We start from the raw sequence: 22,573 nt of genomic DNA on the forward strand, positions 1-22,573 counted from the left end.
AACTGATACTTACTGTAAAGTGTCTTTGTTATTGCTGCTGTTAAAGTTGTCTTACCGTGGTCAACGTGACCGATTGTTCCAATGTTAATATGTGGCTTACTTCTTTCAAATTTAGACTTTGCCATTTCAAACTTCCTCCCTATTTAAGAAAAATAATATTTTATTTATGTAGAAAATGCCTAGCACTTTCTTTTTTACAAAACTGTAAATTCTATATGATTATATCACTTTTTAACTCGTTTATCAATATTTCAGATAATAAAGTATAGAATTACAAAAGTATTATTGTAGTTAGATATTACTTATCTTCTACTAATTTTTTTGCTACTGATGCAGGCACCTGAGCATAATGATCAAATATCATTGTGTAAGTGGCTCTACCCTGTGTAGCAGATCTTAAGTCAGTAGAGTATCCGAACATTTCAGATAGCGGAACGAAGGCTCTAATTACCTGTGCTCCCATTCTAGCTTCCATACCCTGGATTAATCCTCTTCTAGAGTTTAAGTCACCCATTACATCACCCATGTAATCTTCTGGAGTAACAACTTCTACAGAGAATACAGGTTCTAGCAATACTGAATTCCCCTTCTTCATCGCATCCTTAAATGCCATAGAACCAGCCATCTTGAAGGCCATTTCTGATGAATCGACTTCATGGTAAGAACCATCATATAGTTCAACACCAACGTCAACTACTGGATACCCAGCAACTATACCTGATTGCATTGCACCCTGGATACCTTGATCAACTGGACCAACATATTCCTTAGGAACTGAACCACCGACAGTTTTATTTTCAAACTTGTATCCTTCGCCTGGCTCAAGTGGAGTAACTCTGATCTTAACGTGACCGTACTGACCTCTACCACCTGACTGCTTAGAGTACTTATGTTCAACATCTACTGGAACAGTAATTGTTTCTCTATAAGCAACCTGAGGAGCACCAACGTTAGCTTCAACTTTGAATTCTCTAAGTAGTCTATCAACGATGATTTCTAGGTGAAGCTCACCCATACCACCGATTATAGTCTGACCTGTTTCTCCATCTGTTCTAACTGTGAAAGTTGGATCTTCTTCAGAAAGTTTCTGAAGTGCAGCACCCATCTTTTCCTGTGCAGCCTTAGAAGCTGGTTCGATTGCAACGAATATAACTGGTTCTGGGAACTCCATAGATTCAAGAACTATAGGGTAATCAGGATCACAAAGTGAATCTCCTGTTGTAGTATCCTTTAAACCAACTGCCGCAGCTATGTCTCCAGCATATACTTCTGTTATTTCTTCTCTTGTATTAGCGTGCATCTGAAGTATACGACCTATTCTTTCTCTCTTGTTCTTTGTAGCATTAAGTACATAAGAACCTGATGTTAATGATCCAGAATAAACTCTGAAGAAAGCAAGCTTTCCTACAAATGGGTCAGTCATTATCTTAAATGCAAGAGCAGAGAATGGTTCTTCATCTGAAGAATGTCTTTCTGCTTCTTCACCATCTGGAAGTATACCCTTGATTGATTCTATATCAGTTGGAGCTGGAAGATAATCAACAATTGCATCTATTAATGCCTGAACACCTTTATTTCTGTATGCAGTACCACAGAATACTGGGTTCATTTCACAAGCTATTGTAGCCTTTCTAATAGCTGCTCTCATTTCTTCAGTTTCAAGCGCTTCACCTTCAAGATACTTCATCATAAGTTCTTCATCAGTTTCAGCTACTGATTCAACTAACTTTTCTCTCCATTCGTTAGCTAATTCAACCATATCTTCAGGAATATCTTTTTCTACTATATCTGTTCCTGTATCATTGTTATATATAATAGCCTTCATTTTCATAAGGTCTATCATACCTACATAGTCGTCTTCTTTTCCGATTGGAATATGAAGCGGAACTGCATTAGCATTTAATCTGTCCTTCATCATCTGAACAGCATTAAAGAAGTCAGCTCCCATTTTATCCATTTTATTAATAAATGCTATTCTTGGTACAGCGTAGTTTTCTGCCTGTCTCCATACATTTTCTGACTGAGGCTCAACTCCACCCTTAGCATCAAAAACTGCAACAGATCCGTCAAGAACTCTAAGAGATCTTTCAACTTCTACTGTGAAGTCTACGTGTCCAGGAGTATCTATTATATTTATTCTGTGTCCATTCCACTCACAAGTTGTCGCTGCAGAAGTAATTGTTATTCCTCTTTCCTTCTCCTGCGCCATCCAGTCCATCTGAGATGCACCGTCATGAGTTTCTCCTATCTTATGAGTACGTCCAGCATAGTACAGGATTCTTTCAGTAGTAGTAGTTTTCCCTGCATCTATATGGGCCATTATTCCTATGTTTCTAGTCTTTTCCAATGGAAATTGTCTAGCCATTTCTTTCCTCCTTAATTACACTGCGCAAAAATGATCTTACCATCTGTAATGAGCAAACGCCTTATTAGCTTCTGCCATCTTGTGAGTATCTTCTTTCTTCTTAACTGAAGCACCTGTGTTATTAGCTGCATCCATTATTTCTTTGGCAAGTTTTTCAACCATACCTTTTTCTCCTCTAGCTCTTGTGTACTTTACAAGCCATCTAAGACCTAGTGTTTCTCTTCTTTCAGCTCTTACTTCGATTGGCACTTGATAGTTGGCACCCCCAACTCTTCTAGCCTTTACTTCTAGTACTGGCATGATGTTTTCCATAGCATTGTTAAATACTTCTAGAGCATCCTCTCCAGTTTTTTCAGCTATTACCTCAAATGCATCATACACTATTTTTTGAGCCTTACCTTTTTTTCCGTCGTACATTAGATTATTTATTAGCTTTGTTACTACCTTACTTCCGTGAATAGGGTCTGCTAAAATCTCTCTTTTTGGAACATTACCTTTTCTTGGCATTTCGCTTCCCTCCTTAATTATAAAAGTTAAATCATAGGTACTCGACATATTTTGCCGTGATGCCATAAATATATATATTTAAAGCATCGAACTATAATCAATTGCTGTATTTTATCAGCTTATTTAATTGTATCCTCACCTCAATGTGTGATACTTGCTAATCACTAATAAATTTAATTATTACTTTTTAGCTTCTTTCGGTCTCTTAGCACCGTACTTAGATCTAGACTGTCTTCTCTTTTCTACACCTGCTGTGTCAAGAGTTCCTCTAAGTATATGGTATCTAACTCCAGGAAGGTCTTTTACTTTCCCTCCTCTTATAAGAACAACACTATGTTCCTGTAAGTTGTGACCTTCTCCTGGTATGTAAGCAGATACTTCTATACCGTTTGTAAGTCTTACTCTAGCTACCTTTCTAAGGGCTGAGTTTGGTTTCTTAGGAGTAACTGTCTTTACTGAAGTACAAACCCCTCTCTTCTGTGGAGCACTTACATTAGTTGACTTCTTATATAAAGAATTGTAACCCTTCTGAAGCGCTGGAGCAGTAGATTTCTTTCCTAAAGCTTTTCTACTCTTACGAACTAACTGGTTGATTGTTGGCATCAACTGCACCTCCTTTTTTTTAAATTTTGATCGTTCTAATCGCCAACCATACCAATATGCACTGCATATTGATTAATTGTTTTGATGCTTTTAGTTTCTTGCCTAAATATAAACTAAATTTAAATAAAGTTTACATACCTTTTTATTTTATCACCAGTATTATGCACTGTCAATTATTTTTTCATTTATTATTGTTTTTTATGAAAATGCTACTTTTTATAATGTATAGACACATTATAATACCTCTTAATACTATAAGTTTCTCATCATTTTTTAATAATATCCATTTTTTTAATAATATCTATTTTTACTAAGTTTATATTTTCATTTTTTACTAAGAATTTAATTTATTTTCACATATTAAACTATGTTTTTTTAACTTTTAACTCTATTTTATATACATAAACTATGTTATTATATTAATTAAATAAAACATAATTAGGAGGTAGTACTATGAATCTAGATAGCAGAATAGAAAAATTCGCTGAATTAGCAATCAAAACAGGTGTAAATATACAACCCGGGGAAACGCTTCTTATTAGAGCTGATATAAATTCACACCTATTTGCAAGAAAATGCCAGGTAGAAGCGTATAAAGCTGGAGCAAAGCACGTTTACATCGAATATTCCGATGAAGTAGCTGCTCACAACAAATATCTTCTAGCCCCTGAAGAGTCTTTCAATGAATACCCTCAGTGGCAAGCCGATAAGTATACACAAATTGCTAAGGAAGGTGGAGCATTTTTAAGTATTATATCTTCTGATCCTGATTTACTAAAAGATGTAGATCCTGACAGAGTGGGAAATTTCCAAAAAGCCTCTGGAAAATTGCTTAAGGAGTGGAGATCTTATACACTTTCAAACAAGGCTAAATGGTCTATTGTTGCAGCTCCATCTCCAGAGTGGGCTAAGAGAGTATATCCAGAACTTTCACAAGAAGATGCTTTTAACAAACTTTGGGAATCTATTTTAGATTGCTCTAGAGTCACTGAAGATCCAATCGCTGCTTGGGAAGAACACAACAAAAATCTTAGTGAAAAAACAAAGATTTTAAATGAAATGAATTTTAAAGAATTAAGATATAAATCATCTAAGACAGATTTAGTTATTGGTTTACCTGAAAAACATAATTGGATAAGTGGAGCTTCTTTCGATCCTAAGGGAAATTTATTCAATCCTAACATTCCTACTGAAGAAGTTTATGGAATGCCACACAAATATAAGGTAGACGGAATTGTTTATAGCACAAAACCTTTAGTATATGCAGGTTGCATAATAGATAATTTTTGGTTAAAATTAGAAGGTGGTAAAATAGTTGATTATGATGCTGAAGTGGGTAAAGAGACTTTAAGACTTCTAATAGAAACTGATGAAGGTTCTTTAAGATTTGGAGAAGTAGCTTTAGTTCCTTATGATTCACCTATTTCTAATACTAATACTGTATTTTATACAACATTATTTGATGAAAATGCATCTTGTCACTTTGCTATAGGTGCAGCATATCCTTCTTCTGTATCAGACGGAAATACTCTTTCTGAAGAAGATTACGATTCTAGAGGAATCAATACTAGTATCACTCACGTAGACTTCATGGTAGGAGACAGTGATCTAGATATAATTGGAATAAAACAAAATGGTGAAGAATTCCAAGTATTTAAAAATGGAAATTGGGCGTTCTAGTTTTCCATTTATAAATACTTCTAGTTATTAATAAAAGGAAAATAAAATGACATTAGAAAAAAAATTAGTCGCTTTTGCTTTATTTGCATGCACTTTTATGGGTGCTGTAGAAATAACAATAGTGACTACAGCAATACCTTCGATCGTGAAGGATTTAAATGGATTTAATTTATCAAGTTATATCTTTTCAGTATACTTGCTTACATCTGCTATAGCGACAACTGTATTTGGTAAGCTATCAGACCTTTACGGCAGGAAAAAATTACTGCAAATATCAATAGTCATCTTTCTTCTAGGATCAACACTTTGTGGATTATCAGGAAGTATGGTATTTTTGATTATTTCAAGAGGTATACAAGGTCTTGGATCTGGAGCTATAAATACTCTTTCCATGACAATCATTGGTGATGTGTTCGAAGTGGAAGAAAGAGCAAAGATACAAGGTTACAATTCAACAGTTTGGAGTATAGCCAGCCTTGCTGCACCAGTTATAGGTGGCGCAATGCTAATTAAACTGACTTGGCACTCTGTTTTTTTACTTAACATACCTGTAGGTATACTAAGCATAATACTAATACATAAATTCTATAATGCTTCTGAGAGCAAAAATAATGAGAAGCTTGATGTTAAAGGACTTACCCTTATATCGATTTTTATAGTCTGCTTAATTCAGGCAATGTCTTCCTTTGAAAAACATCCTTTCTTAAGCGTAAATGTGTTAGGGCTACTGCTTCTATCAAGCATAATTTTGTATATATTCTACAGAGTGGAAAAAAATATAGAAAACCCTGTTCTTCCATACAGGCTTTTCTCAAAAGAGATATTCATAGTAATGCTAATATCATTTTTCAACTCAATGATTTTAATTGCAATGGATGTGTATAATCCCTCATTTATGCAAAGCGTACAAGGATATGAGCCTATTATGTCTGTGGTACCTATTGTACCAATGTCAATATTTTGGGTAATAGCATCGTTCATTTTATCAAAAATAATAAGCAGATACTCTACTAAATCTATTCTTATAACTAGCCTTTTAATTTTGGCAATAGGACTATTAGTATTGGCTACTTTAAAGCCAGATAGTAACCCTTTGCTAATGATGATGGGTTGCTCGATTGTAGGATTTGGTTTTGGAGGAAGCTTTAATATGCTTCTATTCATAGTTCAGGAAACATTATCAAGAGATGATATGGGTATTGCATCCGGAGCTGTGATGTTTATAAGAACTCTAGGTCAAACACTAGGAATAAGTGCATTCGGATTATTACTAAACAATTCTGTATCTAGATATTTTAAAGAATATGGCATGAATGTCGATACTGGATCTCTTCTTGCTAATAACGCTATAAAAGCTAGCGATAAAATTCAATCTCTATTTTCAGGATATTTTTCAATATACTTAGCCTGCTTTATAATAGGAATAGTGTGCGTAGTAACGGCCTTTTTACTTCCTTCTAAAAAAATAATAGGAAGTAACTACGATGAGTAGCTTTTACACTTCAAAATACAAAATTATTAAGGTTAAAAAGGAGTATTTTTATGAGAACAGATACCTTTAAAAAATTAATATTTGCAATTATAGTAGGGATTATATTTGGAACAGCTTTAAGCCTAGGAGAATTTTCTAAAAATGGATTTGCTAATGGATTAATACAGACTCTTTACTCTGCAACACTCCTTGGCTCTACATTCTTTATTGGCGAAATTGCATTCAGTAAAACTGGTAAAAACACTTTGAGTATGAGAAAGTTAGCAAAAAAACTAGATGAAGATGGAGTCCTTGTTATGAGTGACATATCAAATATGATTACATATGACGGCAAAAATATAAAAGGTTGGTTGTATTTAACTGATGTATTTTTAATATTTGCGAACAATCCAGATTCAGAACTTATAGAAAAAAAAGCTACAAAAATTCCTCTCTCTAAAATTGTTTCTGTGGATAGGTTTAAACCAAGCCCGTTTACAAATGATGGTATTAGAGTAAGATTGCAAAAAGGTAATGAATATGAAGTATGTGTTGGTAAAACACAAAAATGGATAGACTCAATTATTGAAGGTTCTAAGAAAAGATCTAAACGTAAATAAAGTTCAATAGAAAAATAACTACGTCAATAGCGTAGTTATTTTTTTTGATCTACATTTCCCTGCTTATAATTCTATCACTCTTATTTATTTAATTTAAACTATATATTTTTATTTACACTACTTATATAATTTTATATATTGATGACTTCATATTTTAATGCGTATTATCCAACATCTAACCAAAATAAGTTAAATACTTTTGATATATTTACACTATCCTAGTATAATATAATTATTGATATTTATTTTCAAAAGTTAAATAAAGTTCTACTTATAACTTAGACTTTACTAATAGTATGTTAGGAGAAAACCAATGGTATATGCGATAATAGTAGCTGCTGGTTCTGGAACAAGAATGAATGCAGGTAAGAATAAACAGTTTATAGATGTAAATGGCAAGCCTCTAATAGCTTGGACAATCGATAAGTTTTATAAGTGCAGACGTATAGATGAAATAATATTAGCTATAAGAAAAGAAGATGAAGATATAATAAATAGTGTTTTACTTAAATATAATTTTAGAAACATTAAAATAGTATACGGAGGCGATACTAGGCAAGACTCCATATATAACTGTATAAAGTCAATTGACAGCGAACCTGACATATTACTGATTCATGACGGAGCAAGACCGATGATCACCGAAGAAATCATAGTGAAATCAATAGAAGGTTCTAAAAAATATGGATGTGCCTGTATTGGAGTTCCGGTAAAAGACACTATAAAAATACTAGACAATGAAGAATTTATTTCTGATACACCTAACAGAGATTTACTATGGATTGCACAAACACCACAATCATTTAAATTCGATATTATAAAATCATCGTATATAAATGCATATAAGAAAAATTTATCCGCTACTGATGATGCATCGCTAGTAGAAAAATTCGGATATAAAGTAAAAATGATTCTAGGAGAATACAGTAATATAAAGGTCACTACTCCAGATGATTTAAAACACGTTGAATATCTAATGAAATAAACTGTAATATAAATTATTTATAGAAAGGAGAAGAGCATTTTAGCTCTAAATTAATATGAGAATAGGAATAGGATATGACGTTCATAAATTAGTGAAAAATAGAGATCTTATAATAGGAGGTGTGAAGATAGAGCATGAGACTGGTCTTTTAGGACACTCAGATGCTGATGTTTTGACTCACGCAATCATTGATGCTATATTTGGTGCTCTTGCTGTTGGTGATCTTGGATCACATTTTCCAGATACAGATCCTAAATTTAAAGGGGCAGATAGCTTGAAATTACTAAAATATACTTATGATTTAATGATCGAAAAAAATTATAAAATAGGTAATATTGACTGTTCAATTATAGCCCAAGCACCTAAAATGGCACCTCACTTAGAAAATATGAGAAAAAATATTGCAGATATTTTAAACACAGATATCTCCAATATAAGCATAAAAGCTACTACAGAAGAAGGTCTTGGATTCACTGGAAGCAAGGAAGGTATTGCAACAAAGTGCGTATGCCTTTTATTATCAAATCACTAGAAAAATTTTAAAACCCCCTACCATTTAATAAAATATTAATCGGTAAGGGGTTTCTTTTATTCAATATTTTTTAGTAATATTTTTAATATGCTTTTGCAAATATTACCATATGGTCTGCTTTTTCACCACTGTAGAAACAATTTTCGCCTAGATTTTCTTGTTCGAAAGGAATTACTCTTATTGTAGCTCCTGTCAATTCTTTTATCTTAGCTTCATTTTCGTCATTGTCTTTCCACATTACTTTTGCGAAACCAGCTTTATTTTCTATTATATCTACAAACTCTTCCATATTTCTAGCTGGATATGTTCTTTCATCTCTATATTTCTTTGCTTTATTGAACATATTAGTCTGTATATCATCAAGAAGGTTCTTTATTGTTTCTCCTATGTTATCAAGAGCAACTTCTTCTTTTGTCAACTCATCTCTTCTAAATGCAAGAGCTTGATTCTTTTCTATATCTTTTGGCCCTATTTCAATTCTTACTGGTATACCATTCATTTCAGCGTCATTGAATTTCCATCCTGGGCTATAGTTATCTCTATCGTCAACTTCTACTGATATTCCCTTAGCCTTTAGATCTTTTTCAATTACGTCTACAACTTCCATTACTCCACCTTTGTTTGCTGCTATAGGTATAATTCTTACCTGAGTAGGAGCAACTCTTGGAGGTAGTACTAAACCTCTGTTATCAGAGTGAACCATTATCAAACCACCTATTACTCTTGTAGATAATCCCCAAGAAGTGTGGTATGGATGAGATAAGTTTCCTTCTCTGTCAGAGAAAGTAATATCAAACGCTTCTGTAAAGTGCTTTCCTAAGAAGTGAGAAGTTCCTGATTGAAGAGCTTTCCCATCATGCATCATCGCTTCAATAGTATAAGTTGCATCAGCACCTGCAAATTTTTCGCTGTCAGATTTTCTTCCGTCTATTACTGGCATAGCTAGTAAATCTTCTGCAACTGACTTATATGCTGCTAACTGCTGCATAGTTTCTTCCATAGCTTCTTCTTTTGTTTCATGAAGAGTATGCCCTTCTTGCCATAAGAATTCAGAAGTTCTTAAGAATGGTCTAGTTGTCTTTTCCCATCTTACAACTGAGTTCCACTGGTTATATAGGAATGGAAGCTGTCTATAAGAGTTCAGCCACTTAGCATACATAGTACAGATTATTGTTTCAGATGTAGGTCTAACTGCAAGTCTTTCCTCTAAAACCTTATTTCCTCCCTGAGTAACCCATGCAACTTCTGGTGCAAAACCTTCAACGTGTTCTGCTTCTTTGTTTAATAGACTTTCAGGTATTAATAGAGGGAAATAAACATTTTTATGGCCAGTTTCTTTAAATAGGCCATCTGCATAATCTCTAATCTTTTCCCATATAGCAAAACCATATGGTCTCATTACCATAAAACCTTTTACTGGTGAGTAGTCAACTAGCTCAGTTTTAGTTATTACGTCAGTATACCACTGCGCAAAATCATCTTCCATTTTTGTAATTTCTTCTACGAATTGCTTTTCATTTTTAGACATTTTTTTATCCTCCCGTGTTATATTAAACAGCCCCTATATAAAGATAAAAAAAAGCCCTTCATCTCTATATAAAGAGACGAAAGGCTGTAAATTCCGCGGTACCACTCTTATTAGCTATAATATAGCTCACTCGAAAGAATATAACGGTTCTCACCGTGAGAATTTTAGTTCTCATGCTAAGAGACTGGTTCACAAGCTTCAAGTTAGAATCTCACACCAACGATTCCTCTCTGAAAACATCCACTAGCTACTATTTCTCTATCATCGCTCATTTTTAAATATAATGATATATTATAATATTTATTCAAAAAAGTCAACATGTATATTTTCAAAATTTTCACGTTTTTTAAAAATATTATAAATAAGAGCCTTTAAGTTTCTTACTAAATTATTTCACCTTTGCAAATATCATTCTTCCTGCAGGTGTCTGAAGTATTGATGTTACCATTACATGTTTAACTTCTCCCATGAATTTCTTACCATTTTCTACCACTATCATAGTTCCATCATCTAGATACGCTACACCCTGGTCATTTTCTTTACCTTCTTTGACAATTGTTATTACCATTTCTTCACCAGGAATTGCGATTGGTTTTACCGCATTCGCCAGCTCATTTATATTTAGTACGTCTACACCTTGAACCTGCGCAACTTTATTTAAGTTATAATCATTTGTCACTACTTTACCATTTGTAATAGTTGCCAATCTCAATAATTTTATATCGACCTCTGCTATATCATCAAAATCTTGATTTGTTACTTCTACTTCGATTCCACCTTCTTCTTGAATCTCGTTTAAAATATCAAGACCTCTTCTTCCTCTGACTCTTTTCATATCGTCAGCTGAATCTGCTATATGTCTTAGCTCATCTAAAACGAATTGAGGAATTACAAGTTTCCCCTCTATAAATCCTGTTTTACATATATCAGCAATTCTTCCATCTATAATTACAGATGTATCTAATATTTTAGGTGGTATAGATTTCTTATTGCGCTTTTGCTTATCGGTATCTTTTTCTCTTTTTTCACCAAATGTACGAGTCTTCAAAAAATGTACAATTTCTGATTTACTTCTTAAACTGATTCTAATACCTACAAGCCCCAGTACTATATAGGCTAAAATCGATAATACCGGACCTACTAAGTATACTTTTTCAAGAAGCGTACTCATCAGGTAAGCTATAAAAAATCCTAGTATTAATCCTATAGATCCTAGTATTATATCTACTTGAGAATACATAGAAATCTCTTTGTCTATCTTGTTTATAATTTTTTTCAATATTTTGCTCAGTACAGGCTCTATTATAAAAAATAGTAATCCTGTGACTACTCCTGCTATGATCGCAGCTATATATCCGTTAGTTTTTCCACCGAATTGAAGAACATCAAATGTCTTCATCAAAGATATATATAGCGATATCGCAATTGTAATACCAACTAAAGCAAAAAGAATTCTTCTTATTTTTTTTATCATTCTTTTTCCTCCTAAGTAAGGAATAATAGAACTAAATTAGAACTAAATAGATATACGCATCTGCAAATTATTATAAGTCCATTTATATATCCATTATTTTTATATCTATTTAGACTCTCATTGTAACTCGAAAATCCCATAATTTCAGCTATTAAACTTTTTTTACATTCATTCTTTTAAAATTAAGTAACAAAACTAATTTAAAAAAACTTTTGCCATAACTGCATATACTAACATTTATTAGTACACTCCGTAAGTATTTTTCTTGCATATTCAATCTATCTCATCAAATATTTATGTATTTATCGCCCCCTTTAAAAATCTAATTTGTGTAAATATCTTGGTAGTAGCAATATATTTTACAACTACCTCCCCAAAGCTTCGCTTATAGACTGTCTCAAATTAGTAACCGGTATAATTTCAATACTATAGTCTTTATCGAATTTTTTTGAATAATTACCTTTAGGTATAATTATTTTATTAAATCCTAATTTTTCGCATTCTGTAATTCTTTTTTCTATAAAACTAACAGTTCTAATTTCTCCAGTAAGTCCAACTTCTCCAGTTACTACAATTCCTGAGTCTATCGGAATATTTCTGAAGCTAGAAGCAACTGATAGCGCTATTCCCAAGTCCATAGAAGGTTCATTTATTTTTAAACCACCTACAATGTTTATGAATACATCTTGATTTTGTATTTGAATACCTACTACTTTTTCAAGTACAGCTAAAATTAATGCTACTCTATTATTATCAACACCTGTCGTCGTCCTTCTCGGATATCCAAAATTTGTAGGAGCCACTAGAGCTTGTAATTCTAGAAGCATTGATCTTGTTCCTTCTACTGTAGATACAATCACAGAACCCGACACATTTTCAGGCTTTTCTGATATAAGGACTTTAGATGGATTCTCCAATTCTACCAATCCCCTATTTTTCATTTCAAAAACGCCTAATTCATTTGTTGAACCGAATCTATTTTTAACAGCTCTTAATAATCTATATGAATTATATCTTTCTCCCTCAAAATATAACACAGTATCTACCATATGTTCAAGTAGTCTAGGCCCAGCAAGTGAACCTTCTTTTGTGACATGCCCTACTATAAAAGTAGATATTGAGTTCTTTTTAGATATCTTCATAAATTTTGATGTGCCTTCTTTTATCTGACTTACTGTTCCTGGTGCAGACGAAATTTCAGGGGATACCATTGTTTGAATAGAATCGACTATCATGACATCTGGCTTTATATCAGCAATTTGTAGTTCGATAGATGCCAAATTATTTTCTGTGTAAATATACAGATTTTCTGAGTTTATATTTAGTCTCGATGCCCTCATCTTAATTTGATTTTCACTTTCTTCACCAGTTATATATAAAACTTTTTTGCCGGATTCAGAAATATTGCTAGATACTTGAAGCAATAATGTTGACTTTCCTATACCTGGATCCCCTCCTACTAGTATTAGGGAACCTGGTACTATTCCACCACCTAATACTCTATCTAGCTCAGGTATATTTGTGGAAAATCGTTCTTCTTTATTTGATATAATAGAATTAATTTTCACCGGTTTTGAAGACGATTTGCCTCCAGTAACTGTAGATACAGTTTTAGATGATACTTTTTCTTCAACTTCCTCTACAAATGTATTCCATTTCAAACATTCTGGGCATTTTCCCAACCATTTTGGATTTACATATCCACAAATTTGGCATACATATCTTGTCTTTATCTTTGCCATAGAGTTTACCAATACCCCCTTAAATTAACCTTAAAATTATAGCCTTTATTTTATACTATACCACTTTTAATTAGTTTAACTTCATTTTCTATAATTTCGGCAACAACTGAGTCACCTTCTTTTATGTTATTTTTCAAAATAGCTTCACTAATTTTATTTGTAAGTGTGTGTTCCATATATTTTTTTAACCCTCTAGCTCCATGAGCAATATCATCCATATTTTCAGCTATAAATTTATATACAGATTCATCTATATCTAAATTTATACCTATATTTTTTGCTCTAATTATTAGGGATTTAGACAATATCTTCACTATTTTTTCAAAATCTTTCTTTCTTAAAGATCTAAACACTATCACTTCATCAATTCTATTTAAAAGTTCTGCTGAAAAATATGATCTTACTTCATTTTTTGTTTTTTCATATATTTTTTTGTCTAGAGAATCTAGTTCTTCATCTGAATAATTTTCTTTAGCACTTACAAATCCCATACTTTTTCCAGATTCACTTTCATGACCAATATTTGAAGTCATTATAATTATCGTATCTTTAAAATCTATCTTTCTTCCTTTTGAGTCTGTAAGTATCCCATCATCTAAAATCTGAAGCAAAATATTTGAAACGTCAATATGGGCTTTTTCTATTTCGTCAAATAAAATTACTGAATATGGATTAAATCTTACTTTTTCCGTAAGCAAACCACCTCTGTCATGGCCTTGGTAGCCAGGAGGGGACCCTATCAACTTAGTAACAGAGTTTTTTTCCATATACTCAGACATATCCAGTCTAATTATATTTTCTTCACCGTTGAAAAAGGCTTCTGCAATTGCTTTTGATAACTCTGTCTTTCCAACACCAGATGGACCTACAAATAAAAAGGATCCTATAGGTTTGTTGGGATCTTTTATCCCTGTTCTAGATCTTCTTATTGCTTTTGCTACTTCAGTACCAGCATGATCTTGCCCTACAACCCTTTCCTTTAAAACATCTTCCAAATTTAAAAGTCTTTCGGCTTCTTTTTCAATTATTTTATTAACCGGTATATTTGTCCAAAGACCTATTACCTCGGCTATTGTTTCTCCTGTTACAGTATTTTTGCTTATTACATTTTTATTCCATCTGACTTTTTCATCTCTTATTTCTAGTCTGATTTTACTTATATAATCCCTTATTTTTATAGCCTCTTCAAAGTTTTGTGATTCTATAGCTTCTTTTAGATCTTTTTGAGATTCTTTTTCATACATTTCCAAATCACTAATTATGTTTGATACTGCTCCCAGTTTCATCTTTATTCTAGAACAAGATTCGTCAATTAAATCCAGTGCTTTGTCCGGTAAAAATCTATCTGGGATATATCTAGTAGAAAAATCAACCGCTTTTTCTATTGCTTCATCTGTTATTTTTACCTTGTGATAAGTCTCATATCTATCTCTTAGACCCATTAGTATTCTTATGCTAGTTTCTCTATTTGGCTCATCAATTATCACAGATTGAAATCTTCTCTCTAACGCTGGATCTTTCTCTATGTGCTTTACATATTCATCTATGGTTGTCGCTCCTATTATTTGAACATCGCCTCTTGAAAGTGCAGGTTTTAAAATATTTGATGCATCCATACTTCCATTTTCACCAGTAGCACCAGCTCCAATTAAAGTATGTATTTCATCTATAAACAAAAGAACCTCTCCCTTTTGAGATGACACTTCTTCAATTATTTTTTGAAGCCTTTCCTCAAACTCGCCTCTATATTTAGTGCCTGCAACTAAACTTCCCATCTCAAGTGAAAATATTTTTTTACCTGACATATCTTCAGTTGAATTTTCTTTTAAAGCTATATTTCTAGCTATTCCATCAACTATAGCCGTCTTGCCAACTCCTGGTTCTCCTATTAGTATTGGATTATTTTTTTTTCTTCTATTTAGTATTTGCATTATTTTTTCAATATCTTTATCTCTTCCAAAAATAGGATCCGTATTATTTTTTAATACATATTTTATCAAGTTTTTACAGTACATATTTAAAACAGGACAATCGTCGCTTTCAATTTCCCCTAAATCTAATTCTCCATTTTTTAAATATCTATTCATTTTTACTTCTTTTCTATTAATTTTATCTGTAACTGTGCTTTTTAAAATTTTTACATCTATTCCTACTTTTCTAAAAATTATATTTGCAACACAATCATTATCTTCAATTATTGCAAGTAAAATATGTTCACTCGCTATGTAATTAGTATGATGTGAATTAGCTATCTCACCAGCTCTTTCAACTATTTTAGTCAATCTAGTGCTCATTCCCTTATTTAAGACTTTTCTTCCAAATGACGTATATTTACTAGATTCTAAAAGTTTTTCCATCTCTATTTGAATATCCTCTAAATTTAACCCTGTAGCTTTTAGTATGTCATATGCAGCTCCATCTTCCATATACATAAGACCCCAAAGAAGCTGCCCAGTTCCTGTTATTTCATATCCATTATTTGCAGCGTATTCATTTGCATATTCAAATATCTCATCCATTCTTTTGGTAAGCCTATTAAACTTCATTATGTACCTCCATAGTATTGAATGTACAATACCTTCCTATTAACTACATACTCAATTATACCATATCATGCAAATGTAGGATAAAAGTATACTATAAAAAAGACCTAAAGAGATATATCTAAGTAAATATACTCTTCAGGTCTAGTAAGTATGTTTTAAAATTTATTTTTCTTCAGATTTTAATTCATCCACTATCTTATCTGTCATGCTAGAAGGCACCTCTAAATAGCTATCAAATTCCATCTCAAAATATCCTCTTCCCTGAGTCATTGATTTTAAATCAATCGCATATTTGAAGATTTCAGCTTGTGGTGCTAAAGCCTCTAATATCTGCTTTCCACTAGAATTAGATTCCATGCCAAGTATTTTTCCTCTTCTCTTATTCATATCTCCCATAACATCTCCCATGTATTCTTCTGGTATTGTAATAACCAACTTCATATATGGCTCTAATAGTATAGGAGTCGCTTCCTTCATTCCTTTTTTAAATGCTTGAGATGCAGCCAGCTTAAATGCCATTTCAGACGAGTCCACATCATGATATGAACCATCATAAAGAACAGCCTTTATGTTAGTCACTGGATAACCTGCCAATACACCCTTAAGCATAGAATCTCTTAGACCCTTTTCAACAGCTGGAACATATGATTTAGGTACAGAGCCTCCAAATAGTTCTTCTGAAAAATCAAATTCATCTTCACTTCTAGAGAATCTTATTTTAACATGGCCATATTGCCCATGTCCTCCAGATTGTTTTTTGTGTTTTCCTTCTACATCCGAATTTGACTTAATAGTTTCTCTATATGGAACTTTCAAATCCTTTAGTTCAACATCTAATCCAAACTTATCTTTCATTTTATTTACTACAGTCTTTATGTGAAGATCTCCCTGCCCTCCAATAAGTGCTTGGCTAGTTTCAACGTTTCTATAATAATCTAGAGTAGGATCTTCATCAAGCAATTTAGCTATGACGTTAGCCATTTTGTCTTCGTCATTTTTATTTTTTGGAGATACTGCATAATATATTTGTGGTTTCTGGAAATTAATTTCCTCTTCTTCCGTGTCATTTGCATCTTCAGATATTGTATCACCTGTTACTAAACCTGATGCTTTTGTAACGACAATAATATCACCAGCATATGCTTTTTCTAATTCTATTAGTTCTCCACCTCTAATTGTGTATATATTAGATAGTTTCTCCTTTGAGTCTTTGTTTAAGTTATATACTTCTTTGTCTTTTGAGATAGACCCTCTAAGTATTTTTATATAAGATATTTTTCCTATAAATGGATCTACAAAAGTCTTAAATACTCTTCCTTTAAATTTACCTTCTTCATCAACATAAGAAGGATCTATATATGATTCCAATGATTCTAAAATTTCTTTTGTTCCAACATTATTTATAGTAGAACCAGATATTACAGGAACTATATCTCCTCTTTTTATTCCCACTGTTATTCCATTTTTTATTTCTTCAGGAGTTAATTCTTCGCCTTCAAAGAATTTTTCAAGATAATCATCATCTGTTTCTGCTATCAGCTCCATAAGAGCGTCATATGCTTTCTTCGCCTGTTCTACAAACTCCTCATTTAATCCCTCAAAATTTTCAAATAAATTATGAAGTTTGACAAATTTCCCATTATCAAACTCCGGTGAAATCATCGGTACTATCTTGTTCTCGAATTTTTCATCTAACATTTCTATTACATCTTTGTATCTAGCTTTCTCATTATCAATTTTGTTAATAAACATTATTTTTGGTATTCCCTCAGTAAGTTCAAATGCTTTTTCAGTACCTACTTGCATAGGGTCCGTAGCATCTATTACTATTATCGCAGCATCACTTGCATATAATGCTGAGACCATATCGCCTCCGAAATCTGTATAACCAGGTGTATCTAAGAAGTTAAATTTAAAGCCTTCATATTCTATCGGCATTAAACTCATACTATATGTCATCTGAACATTGTTACTTAGCTTTGGAATTTTATTGATATTTGCTGCATGAGCAATTGTTTCCAATAAATTTGTTTTCCCTGAACCACTGTGTCCTAAAACAGCAATATTTCTTATTTTCTCACTATTGTATACCTTCATAAGAGCACCTTCCTTGTTTTATGTTTTTTTGTACAGCGCTATTTTTAACAAAAAAGCAATACACATTTTTATTCTACATTTACTAGCAATTGTCCTCTAATTTTTTGAATATTTTTATAATTTTGTTAATTTATCGACTTACATTTCTACTTTTTTTGTAATACGTATAAAATTTTATGCAAAAGTAAAGCACATCATTTATTATACAAATTGTATAATAAATGATGTGCTTTTTTCTTTACTATTTAATCTTTTTTATTTGCCGTTAATTATATTTATTCATCTTCAGGGTCTAACTGTATAAGTAACTGCTTATCTATTACCATATCATTTTCTGCTACCATAATATCTTTTACTTTACCTGCAGCCTTAGCAACAATATTTGTTTCCATCTTCATTGCTTCTATAACGATTAGAGGTTGATTTTCAACAACACTTTCACCCTTTTTAGCTAGTATCTTAACTACCTTACCTGGTATACTTGCTCCTATTTGATGAGGATCGTTCATATCTGCCTTTTCAACATTTACTACCTTTCCAGCGTAGTTAATATCCTTGATATCAACATCTCTCAACATTCCGTTTAATTCGAATGTAAGAGTTCTCATTCCGTCTTCTTTAGGATCTCCAATATCTACTAGTTTTATAGTTAAATTTTTACCTTCTTCTATTTCTACTTCACACTCTTGACCTGGATTTAGTCCGTAGAAGAATACATCACTTTCTAACTCACTAACATCGTTAAATTCTTTTATATGATTAATATAGTCATCAAATACTTTTGGATACAGTGCGTAGCTTAGTACTTGTCTTTCAGTAGGATTTTTTATTTCCAAATCATTTATTAAATGTGTTCTTATTGCATCAAAGTCTTCTGAAGGAAGTAGAGAACCTGGTCTTGCAGTTATTGCTGGTTCACCCTTTAGAACTACTTCTTGAAGCTCTTTTGGTACCCCACCTTCTGGCTGACCTATCATACCCTTACAATAATCCACTAATGAATCTGGGAATGATAAGTTTTTACCTTCTTCAATTATATTGTCTGCAGTAAGGTTATTTTTAGTCATAAATATTGCTAAATCACCTACTACCTTAGATGAAGGAGTAACCTTTATTATATCTCCCACTACTTTATTGGCAACTTTATAGTTTTCTTTTACTTCTTCAAATCTATTTACTAGTCCTAAACTATCCGCTTGAGGCTTAAGGTTTGTATACTGTCCTCCTGGAATTTCAGAATCATATATTTCAGCAGTAGAGTTATTTAGATCACTTTCAAACTTATAATATACTTTTCTTAAATCTCTGTAGTATTTTCCGATTTCATTATATCCAAAGATATCTATTTCAGGATCTCTATCAGTAAATTTCAACGCTTCAATTGTAGCATTTAATGAAGGTTGAGATGTTATTCCTGCCATTGATTCAAGAGCAGCATCTACTATGTCAACTCCAGCGTGAGAAGCCATCAATAAAGTAGCTACACCATTTCCACTTGTATCATGAGTATGTAAGTGAATTGGAGCCTTTACATTTTCTTTTAGTGCTGTAATTAATTCAAGAGCTGCATATGGTTTTAATAGTCCTGCCATATCTTTTATTCCAATTATATCAGCACCCGCAGCTTCTAACTCTCTTGCCATTTTTACATAATATTCTGTAGTATATTTACTCTTATCTGGATCTAGTACATCCCCTGTATAACACATCGCAGCTTCAACTACACTTCCTGTTTCTTGTGCTGTGTAGATTGACTGCTTCATGTTTTCAACCCAGTTAAGTGAGTCAAATATTCTAAATACATCTATTCCTGACTTTGCACTTTCTTTTATAAATTCTTCTATTACGTTATCTGGATAGTTTTTGTATCCAACTGCATTTGATGCTCTAAGTAACATCTGGAAGTTGATGCTTGGAATTGCTTCTCTTAATTTTTGAAGTCTTATCCAAGGAGATTCTTTTAAGAATCTATATGCAACGTCAAATGTTGCTCCACCCCACATTTCAAGAGAGAACAGTTCTTTTTGATAATGTTCAGTCGCTTTTGCAATATTCATTAAATCATGAGTTCTAAGTCTAGTTGCAATAAGTGACTGGTGAGCATCTCTCATAGTTGTATCTGTGAATAAAAGTTTCTTTTCATTCTTTATGTCTTTTATATATTCAGCCTTACCTAATCTTAGTAGTTTTTCTCTACTACCTTCAACATTCTTTATATCTCTAATTCTTGGCTCATATAGAGCATCAAAAGATTTTCTCTCTTCTAATTTATTTTCATTAACTACTACATTTCCTATAAATTTAAGTAACTTAGTTCCTCTATCTTTACTTTCTCTTATATCGAAAAGTTGTGGATTTTCATCTATAAATTTAGTTGAGCAATTTCCTGATATAAAGTTAGGATCTAATAATACGTTTACTAAGAATCCTACATTTGTCTTTACTCCTCTTACTCTCATTTCTTTTATAGATCTAACCATTTTGTTTATTGCACCTTGGAAAGTTCTATCGTATGAAATAGTTTTAACTAGTAAAGAATCATAGTAAGGACTTATTGTAGATCCAGTAAATCCATTACCACCATCTAGTCTTATACCTGCACCTGAACCTGATCTATATACTTGGATTTTTCCAGTATCTGGCATAAATCCTTTTTTAGGGTCTTCTGTAGTTATTCTACACTGTATAGAATATCCTCTTAATTCTATATCATCCTGTCCCTTTATATTTATTTCTGGATCACTTAATTTGTGACCTTGTGCAATAAGTATCTGGCTTTGTACTATATCAACTCCAGTTACCAATTCAGTTACTGTATGTTCAACCTGAACTCTAGTATTCATTTCTATAAAATAATAATTCCCGTGTTTGTCTACTAGGAATTCAAGAGTACCTGCATTAGTATATCCTACATGCTTTGCAATTTTAACCGAATCCGCACAAATTTTCTCTCTGATGTCTTCTGATAGAGAAAAAGCCGGAGCAAATTCTATTATTTTCTGGTGTCTTCTCTGTACAGAACAATCTCTTTCAAAAAGATGTACTATATTTCCATGTTGATCACCTATTACCTGAACTTCTATATGCTTTGGATCTTCTATGTATTTTTCTATAAATATTAAATCTTCACCAAATGCTTTTCTTGATTCACTTCTTGCATTTTCAAATTCTACTTCTAAATCTTCTTCGCGGCGAACTATTCTCATACCTCTTCCGCCACCACCATTTGATGCTTTTACCATCACTGGATATCCAATTTCTTCAGCAACTTTAGCAGCCTCTTTAACTGTTTTAAGAGCTTTATCAATTCCTGGTATAGTAGGAACGCCTGCTTCATGTGCAACCTTTTTAGAATTTATTTTATCACCCAATTGTTCCATTATATCTGAACTTGGACCTATAAATGTGATTCCATTCTCTTCACATTTTCTAGCAAATTCAGCATTTTCTGAAAGGAATCCATATCCCGGATGTATTGCGTCTACTTTTTTTCTCTTGGCTAGTGAGATTATACCTTCTATATCTAAATATGCGTCTACTGGACCTTTTCCTTCGCCTATTAGATATGATTCATCAGCTTTTGTTCTGAACAAACCGTATTTATCTTCTTCACTATATATTCCCACACTTCTTATCTGCAGTTCTGCACAGGCTCTAAAAATTCTGATAGCAATTTCGCCCCTGTTAGCTACCAATACCTTATTAAACTTTTTAAGCATATTCCAACCTCCACTTTATTTTTTCATTAATGTATTTATTATATATCAATTTCACTTTATTTTAAATAGTAAAAATTAAATAACTTAAATAATAATGAATATCTTATATTTTTCTAAATTTTTCATTCTTTTATGCCCCTTAATTTATATAAAAAGAATGTTTTTTATAGCAATAAGTCTCTAGAAAAATCTCAAAATTATTACATTTTTCTCAAAAAAGTCAATAATGTATGTGTTGCTTTTACATTTATTAAATGATTGTATCTTGTTTTTCAATGTGTTAGTCGATTATTCTATTTTTTGTATTTTTTATTTTTTAATTTAATGTTCACATTTAAGTCTTATTTTGCTAAATCTTCTATGAGACATATAAGTATTATATCGAATATTCATACTATTTACTATCTTTTTATTTTATAATTTATATAATTTTATATAAAAAAAGACTCTAGCTAAATGCTAGAGCCTATCACGTGGCTATGTCCTATTCTCCCGGACAGCTTCCCATCAAGTACCTTCGGCGCTAAAGAGCTTAACTTCTGTGTTCGGAATGGGAACAGGTGTATCCTCTTTGCTATAATAACCACATATTAAATTGAAAGTTTTGTACTCTCAAAACTGAATATATTAGTGTATTTTTATTGGTCAAGTCCTCGATCTATTAGTATCAGTAAGCTACATACATTGCTGCACTTACACCTCTG

15 protein-coding genes, 1 rRNA gene and 1 other annotated feature are annotated in these 22,573 nt (G+C 32.3%); of the genes, 5 read left to right on the forward strand and 11 right to left on the reverse strand.

The window, feature by feature from the left end; all coding sequences use genetic code 11:
* The 4 genes from C0982_RS09660 to rpsL form a co-directional block, all read right to left on the reverse strand.
* On the reverse strand, positions 1 to 125 hold a 125-nt coding region (locus tag C0982_RS09660), incomplete at its 3' end, for a GTP-binding protein (protein WP_242961547.1).
* A 173-nt stretch (positions 126 to 298) separates the two neighbouring features.
* Positions 299 to 2,365 carry an elongation factor G gene (gene fusA / locus C0982_RS09665; RefSeq protein ID WP_101774014.1) on the reverse strand — a complete coding sequence of 689 codons (2,067 nt, stop codon included), beginning with the start codon at positions 2,363 to 2,365 and terminating at the stop codon, positions 299 to 301.
* A 36-nt stretch (positions 2,366 to 2,401) separates the two neighbouring features.
* Complete coding sequence (rpsG, locus tag C0982_RS09670) at positions 2,402 to 2,872, reverse strand: 30S ribosomal protein S7 (protein ID WP_101774015.1); 471 nt, start codon at positions 2,870 to 2,872, stop codon at positions 2,402 to 2,404.
* Between the two features lie 180 nt (positions 2,873 to 3,052).
* On the reverse strand, positions 3,053 to 3,475 hold the full coding sequence (gene rpsL / locus C0982_RS09675; protein WP_101774016.1) for a 30S ribosomal protein S12: 423 nt from the start codon (positions 3,473 to 3,475) through the stop codon (positions 3,053 to 3,055).
* Between the two features lie 453 nt (positions 3,476 to 3,928).
* Between rpsL and C0982_RS09680 the strand changes: the two genes are divergently transcribed.
* From C0982_RS09680 to ispF, 5 genes are all read left to right on the forward strand, one after another.
* Entirely contained in the window at positions 3,929 to 5,155 is a 1,227-nt protein-coding gene (locus C0982_RS09680; RefSeq protein ID WP_101774017.1) for an aminopeptidase, read from the forward strand.
* A gap of 46 nt (positions 5,156 to 5,201) precedes the next feature.
* Complete coding sequence (locus tag C0982_RS09685; RefSeq protein ID WP_101774018.1) at positions 5,202 to 6,647, forward strand: MDR family MFS transporter; 1,446 nt, start codon at positions 5,202 to 5,204, stop codon at positions 6,645 to 6,647.
* Between the two features lie 50 nt (positions 6,648 to 6,697).
* Positions 6,698 to 7,246, forward strand: a complete 549-nt coding sequence (locus tag C0982_RS09690; RefSeq protein ID WP_101774019.1) for a hypothetical protein — start codon at positions 6,698 to 6,700, stop codon at positions 7,244 to 7,246.
* A 313-nt stretch (positions 7,247 to 7,559) separates the two neighbouring features.
* A complete protein-coding gene (ispD, locus tag C0982_RS09695) occupies positions 7,560 to 8,231 on the forward strand; it encodes a 2-C-methyl-D-erythritol 4-phosphate cytidylyltransferase (RefSeq protein WP_101774020.1) in 672 nt (223 codons plus the stop codon).
* 55 nt (positions 8,232 to 8,286) lie between these two features.
* The gene (gene ispF, locus C0982_RS09700; protein ID WP_101774021.1) at positions 8,287 to 8,763 is read left to right on the forward strand and encodes a 2-C-methyl-D-erythritol 2,4-cyclodiphosphate synthase; all 477 of its coding nucleotides are present in this window, start codon (positions 8,287 to 8,289) and stop codon (positions 8,761 to 8,763) included.
* Positions 8,764 to 8,845: 82 nt separating this feature from the next.
* On the opposite strand, the gene proS is transcribed toward ispF, so the two are convergent.
* The 7 genes from proS to rrf all read right to left on the reverse strand — a co-directional run bounded on the left by proS (position 8,846) and on the right by rrf (position 22,457).
* The gene (gene proS, locus C0982_RS09705; protein ID WP_101774022.1) at positions 8,846 to 10,291 is read right to left on the reverse strand and encodes a proline--tRNA ligase; all 1,446 of its coding nucleotides are present in this window, start codon (positions 10,289 to 10,291) and stop codon (positions 8,846 to 8,848) included.
* A gap of 69 nt (positions 10,292 to 10,360) precedes the next feature.
* Positions 10,361 to 10,565 (reverse strand) — a binding site (T-box leader).
* A 114-nt stretch (positions 10,566 to 10,679) separates the two neighbouring features.
* Positions 10,680 to 11,765: a PIN/TRAM domain-containing protein gene (locus C0982_RS09710; protein ID WP_101774023.1), complete on the reverse strand. Its 1,086-nt coding sequence runs from the start codon at positions 11,763 to 11,765 to the stop codon at positions 10,680 to 10,682.
* A gap of 365 nt (positions 11,766 to 12,130) precedes the next feature.
* Complete coding sequence (gene radA, locus C0982_RS09715; RefSeq protein ID WP_101774024.1) at positions 12,131 to 13,507, reverse strand: DNA repair protein RadA; 1,377 nt, start codon at positions 13,505 to 13,507, stop codon at positions 12,131 to 12,133.
* 50 nt (positions 13,508 to 13,557) lie between these two features.
* Positions 13,558 to 16,053: an ATP-dependent Clp protease ATP-binding subunit gene (locus tag C0982_RS09720; RefSeq protein ID WP_101774025.1), complete on the reverse strand. Its 2,496-nt coding sequence runs from the start codon at positions 16,051 to 16,053 to the stop codon at positions 13,558 to 13,560.
* A 162-nt stretch (positions 16,054 to 16,215) separates the two neighbouring features.
* Complete coding sequence (locus C0982_RS09725) at positions 16,216 to 18,150, reverse strand: elongation factor G (protein WP_101774026.1); 1,935 nt, start codon at positions 18,148 to 18,150, stop codon at positions 16,216 to 16,218.
* A 275-nt stretch (positions 18,151 to 18,425) separates the two neighbouring features.
* Positions 18,426 to 21,869, reverse strand: a complete 3,444-nt coding sequence (locus tag C0982_RS09730; protein WP_101774027.1) for a pyruvate carboxylase — start codon at positions 21,867 to 21,869, stop codon at positions 18,426 to 18,428.
* Positions 21,870 to 22,340: 471 nt separating this feature from the next.
* Positions 22,341 to 22,457, reverse strand: a 5S ribosomal RNA gene (rrf, locus tag C0982_RS09735).
* Positions 22,458 to 22,573: the final 116 nt, after the last annotated feature.

Source organism: Peptostreptococcus faecalis (assembly GCF_900240845.1).
In the GTDB taxonomy this organism is placed as follows: Bacteria; Bacillota; Clostridia; order Peptostreptococcales; family Peptostreptococcaceae; genus Peptostreptococcus; species Peptostreptococcus faecalis.